Below are 4,900 nucleotides of genomic sequence, written 5' to 3' on the forward strand. Positions count from 1 at the left end.
GTAAGGCCACAGACTGCTGTTTTCAATGGCTGATGGGTTTTCGGACAAGCACTAATTAACGTAAACTCGACAAAAATATTTTGTTGCCTAGCTTTCTTTATTTCAATTTTTGAACCAGAAATATTTCCTGGAACATCATATTCAACTTCTGGCCCAAAACGATTTCTAACTTGATGGTAAATTTCTAAAACAGGATGCTTATGTGCACTTATGATTTGAACTCCAACTTTCATAGCGCTTGTTACAGCGGAACTGGATATTTCCATGTTACTCCTTACGTTTAACGCCTGCATAAGCGGCGGTTCGTCTAGCGCCGTCCGCTGGATGCTCCTGGTACGCCCGGCATGGGCATGAACTTATGGGGTAAAAGTCCCCTGTGGGTAAACCAGCATCGGATTTTGCGCCTAATAAGCCAACCGATGATAACCACTAGCTTAAGGCAAGTGCAGTCCCGCGAGGAGTTGTGCGGAGGCAGTCTGACTGCAAAGGTATGAGCCGACGAACAGAAATCGCATACAAGGCCGAGTCTTGTGGGCGAGTGAGACAAGGATCACAAAGCCCTCTGGTTTGAGATATACGGTAAATGCGGTGGTTGTGCACTGAAATCCATGTTCTTATCCGGGGAGGTCTGTTCGACGTGCGATCGGTCAATCCAGTTCTCAGCCACTGGTTACAACAGGCCCGGCAAGCAGGATTCATCACCCTGTTCGAGCAAACCCGATGACCACCGATAGCGGCCGCAGGAGTGATCCTGTGTGGTGATTGAACAGAAGTCAGCAGACGTCATAGTATTTGTTCGACAGGAGTCAGCAGACGTCATAGTATTTGTTCGACAGGAGTCGTTAGTGAAGGACTGAACGCAGAAAGCGGAAAGAAGAGAATAGTCATTTGCCCTCAATAGCGAACGAGCCGACAGGCTCTTACTCGATGTTGGCGACGGTAAATGAAACCAATTTTGGCTAACACTCGGTGTGTATGTAACCTGGCTTTGGACCCATGTATGGAAATAGAAGCAACAGTTACAGACTATTGAACCTGGTGAAGGTTAAAACTTTCTATACGATATTTGAATCGACAGCTCAGACAAGGCTGCCTAATATCCACTGTTTAGTAGCCCAAGAATTAAAAGCTTTTCTCCCGTACCCCACGGTTAGTAACTCTTCAGGCAGATATTCATCATACTTTTCGATCAGCTTTTGCTGAATAGAAAGTGTTCTCGAAAGTTCGGTTTCATCCGGTAGTACATCATTTGCTATATCTATTAAGCAATTCGTTATGTCATCCGAATTAGAATTTTCTACTTCAATAACACCAGCAAAAACGCTACATGCAAAACCGCTTCGAATGAGTAAAGCAACAAGGGTATTAACGACTTTATCACCCATCCATGAGAAAATATAACAGTGCTTACCATTTTGATAGACGGATTGATATTCAAGGTTGGCTTCTTTAAAAAAGTGCACTCCTTCCAGAAATAACTGCCTTCCGGAATTATCCACGAAATCAATTTTCTGATTGCCGACCTCTATACGATAGTCACCAGTTCGATAGATGCTTAACATCTCTTGTCGAACCCTGTCATGAATCGACATGCCACTACCGTTAAATTTTGGAGGTTTACCGCCTTTTGTAGAATTCACATAGATTACTTTCTTTTTATCATCAATATCCGTGACCTTCCACCTACGACCACCAAATATAATGTGCTGATCTTTAAGAATAAGTGAATCAACGGGTAGCGTTCCGAGTGTTTTGCTACCGGCAACAATGCGGAATTCCTCTGGTGTTTTAAAGACCGCATAGAAGGTATAGGAATTGGAAAGACGTTCACCTTCACTTCCTAAAACTAGTTCACCGCTATTGATTTGTTGTATCAATTGAACTTTTCCCATATGGGACAAAAGGGTCTTGAAGTGATGAATAGATATTTCTTTGAATGATCCTTGCTCACACAGTAAAGAGTACAATTGATCTGCTCTGACGCTCCCCCATTGGGCCATTACGGCAAGAATCTGGTGTAAAAGTGTCGAGAGGTGCATTTGCTCTGTATCTGCAGGTTCAAACCAATTTTCTACGATAAGCAACCGTATCATTGCTAATGACTGAACCAACTCTAATCTAAGACCATCTACAATATTAGATTTATCACTCAATTCATTTTCAGTGATGAGCATTCGTAAAATAGAAGGTGAATTTCTTCTTCCGGATCGACCTAAGCGCTGGCGTAAACTTGATACCGAGTGTGGAGTGGTAACCTGAATAACAGAACTTACTTTGCCGATGTCGATACCTAATTCTAGGGTCATGGTACAAATGGCGGTAGTAGGTAGGGTTTCTTTTTGTAATCTAGCTTCTAAAGTTTCTCGCAGTTCCTTGGCTAGAGAACCATGGTGTGGGAAAAATTCATTCGGTACGACTTGCTGTTCGCATATATCGCTTAACTGCGCAGCAATACTTTCTGTACGGCTTCGGCTATTCGCAAAAACCAAATGCGAATCGCCCCTACAGAGCTTATAGATTTCCTGGCATATCCGTTGTTCGGCAGAGGTGCGTGTTTCATCTGCCATGATATCTATCGGTTCTAGATATCCCTTCACCTGAACCTTAATAGTGCTTTGGTGCTGACTGCTGGTAATGGTTTCACAAGGCAGACTATTATTCGGCCTGAGAGAAAGAGGAACTTTTTCAAGTTCTCCAAGAGTCGCGCTTAGCGCAACTCGTGGAATAGGATTGGAGATTCGACCAGTAATATGTTCAAGTCGGGTAAGTAGGGAAAGTAATTGCAGACCTCGTTCTGTTCCGATGAACACATGAAATTCATCAATGGCGATATATTTGAGTGAGGTGAAGGATTGCTTTACCCATCCTGGCTCCCTGATAAAGAGGGATTCTAAAGATTCAGGGGTAATAAGGAGAATTCCGGAAGGATTTTTTCTGGCTTTCTTCTTTTTGGATTGAAGGCTATCACCATGCCACGACGTAACCTGCATATCCAACATTTCACTTAGGCTTTCAAGCCTGCGATACTGATCGTTAATCAGTGCTTTTAAGGGACTTATATACAGAATTCCAAAGCCGTTTTCCTCTTCAGCTATTGCACTACATGCTGGTAGAAAGAAAGCTTCTGTTTTCCCTGCCGCCGTTGATGCGCTAATCAGAACATCTCTATCACCTGACAGAATTGGTGCGATTGCCTGTTTCTGTATTTCTCTTAGATCAGTCCATCCCTGATTAAACAACCATTTCTGTACACGCTTATCAAGGCGCTGATATTCCTCTATCATAACTTGAAATCAGCTAATCCGTCAGAGTTCATAATTTCGCTAGTCTCTTCGTTCAACAGAATTTCATCTGTATCACTTGGACGATCATCTTCAATCACAATTGATTGAACTAACTGTGACCACTGCATAGAAGGGTTTTGCTCCAACACTGCCAGCATATCTAAAAATGCTTTGATGGTATTTCTCGGTGTACGGAAATAGGCATCCCCGATAGTATGGCTGCAATGGTGTAGAAATGATTTAAGGGCATCATCTGGAACAAGATATTTAGACGTGTCGCCTTCGGCAAATACATGGCGCAAGTTCTTCAAGAGAATATAGAGTTCTTCAGGTGTTAAACTAGCTAGGTGAAGTGCTGGAGAAGAGTAATCAATCACACCTGCTCGCTGTGCAAAGCTGTTTTCAGCTAAACGGGATTGCAAAGCTTCATAACTATATAACCCTCTGCGGGGATCTAGTAAAAACTCCGGGGTACCACCCAGTAGAAACCCGAGATATTCTGCTGAACCCTGAAGGCAGTCATTTAAAATCCGAAGAATCTGCTCATAGTTAGATGTTCGTGCTTGCGTACTGCTCAATTTATACAGATTGACCATCTCATCCAGATTAACGAGTAGTCCTTCATAGCCTGCCTGACGTACAAACAGGCTCATAAGTTTTAACGCATCATAAAACGAATTGTCTGAAATAATCGTTCTGACATTAAGATCCCTTCGGGCATCGGTCTTTGTCGTGTATTCAGCACGTAGCCAACGAATAGCGTTTGATTTTAGTTGTTCATCATCCTGTTCATGGCCGCTCCAGTAAGCATCAATGACTTTAGCAAAATCATACCCGCCAACCAGTTCTGATAAAGAGGCTAATTTTTGATGTATTACTGTTGAAACATCAGTATTCTTTTCATCTGCTTCTTTATGAGCTTGAGTTACAAACCGTTCTACAACACTAGCTAATGCATTTCCATCCGGCTTGTTACGGGTTGCCAGATTCCTCATAAGTTCGGAATATAGATTTCTTGCTTGACCTGAAGAAGCGACTCCACTTCTTCACGAGTCCATTTATCTTTTAGTATCAGGCTTGCAAACAAAGCATAATGATGTTTGTCGATTCCGACTTCTTCCTTTATAGCAGTACTGTCCGTAGTTGAGTTTCCGGGTTCTCCTGTAGGCTCCTCTTCCAAGAATATTGTGCCCAACATGCTTTGTACATCTTTGGTTTCTGATTCATAAATTGCCAGGATACTTTCATTCAACTGAAATGAAGTAGGCCCTAAGGTAGTTGTTTCTGATTGAGAACCTGAAAGTCTTAAACCAGCTTTACTCGATGACATTCCATGAATGTCTCCGGTAACAAGGGCTTTATCAAGACCTAGCAAGATATAGATTTTTTCAAGCTGCTTGATTTCTTCTGGATCTATTTTTCCATCCGCCATCGCTACACTGACAAGTATGCGACTAACCGCTGCTTTTTCTGTTTTATCAAATGTTTCCAGTTTGGATTTTAAGCCGGTGATATTTGAATGAGTATTGAGCATCCATATTAAGTAGGCGTGCAATGAATGTTTGAAGTGGTTATAGTTTTCCGGACACACAAGCACGGGTAATATCAAAGCCCCT

General features: G+C 42.3%; 4 protein-coding genes. All 4 read right to left on the reverse strand.

From position 1 onward, the window contains the following. The coding region (locus KDK13_RS15115) for a hypothetical protein (RefSeq protein WP_257285806.1) at positions 1-266 on the reverse strand (266 nt) is incomplete at its 3' end. An 813-nt stretch (positions 267-1,079) separates the two neighbouring features. Then, positions 1,080-3,284: a DEAD/DEAH box helicase gene (locus KDK13_RS15120; protein WP_257285807.1), complete on the reverse strand. Its 2,205-nt coding sequence runs from the start codon at positions 3,282-3,284 to the stop codon at positions 1,080-1,082. Then, on the reverse strand, positions 3,281-4,279 hold the full coding sequence (locus KDK13_RS15125) for an ATP-binding protein (protein ID WP_257285808.1): 999 nt from the start codon (positions 4,277-4,279) through the stop codon (positions 3,281-3,283). Before KDK13_RS15125 ends, KDK13_RS15120 begins: the two co-directional genes overlap by 4 nt. Then, the coding region (locus tag KDK13_RS15130; RefSeq protein WP_257285809.1) for a tellurite resistance TerB C-terminal domain-containing protein at positions 4,276-4,900 on the reverse strand (625 nt) is incomplete at its 5' end. The genes KDK13_RS15130 and KDK13_RS15125, both read right to left, overlap by 4 nt.

Origin of the sequence: Endozoicomonas sp. SESOKO1, assembly GCF_024606265.1 — a bacterium.
Classification (GTDB): domain Bacteria; phylum Pseudomonadota; class Gammaproteobacteria; order Pseudomonadales; family Endozoicomonadaceae; genus Endozoicomonas.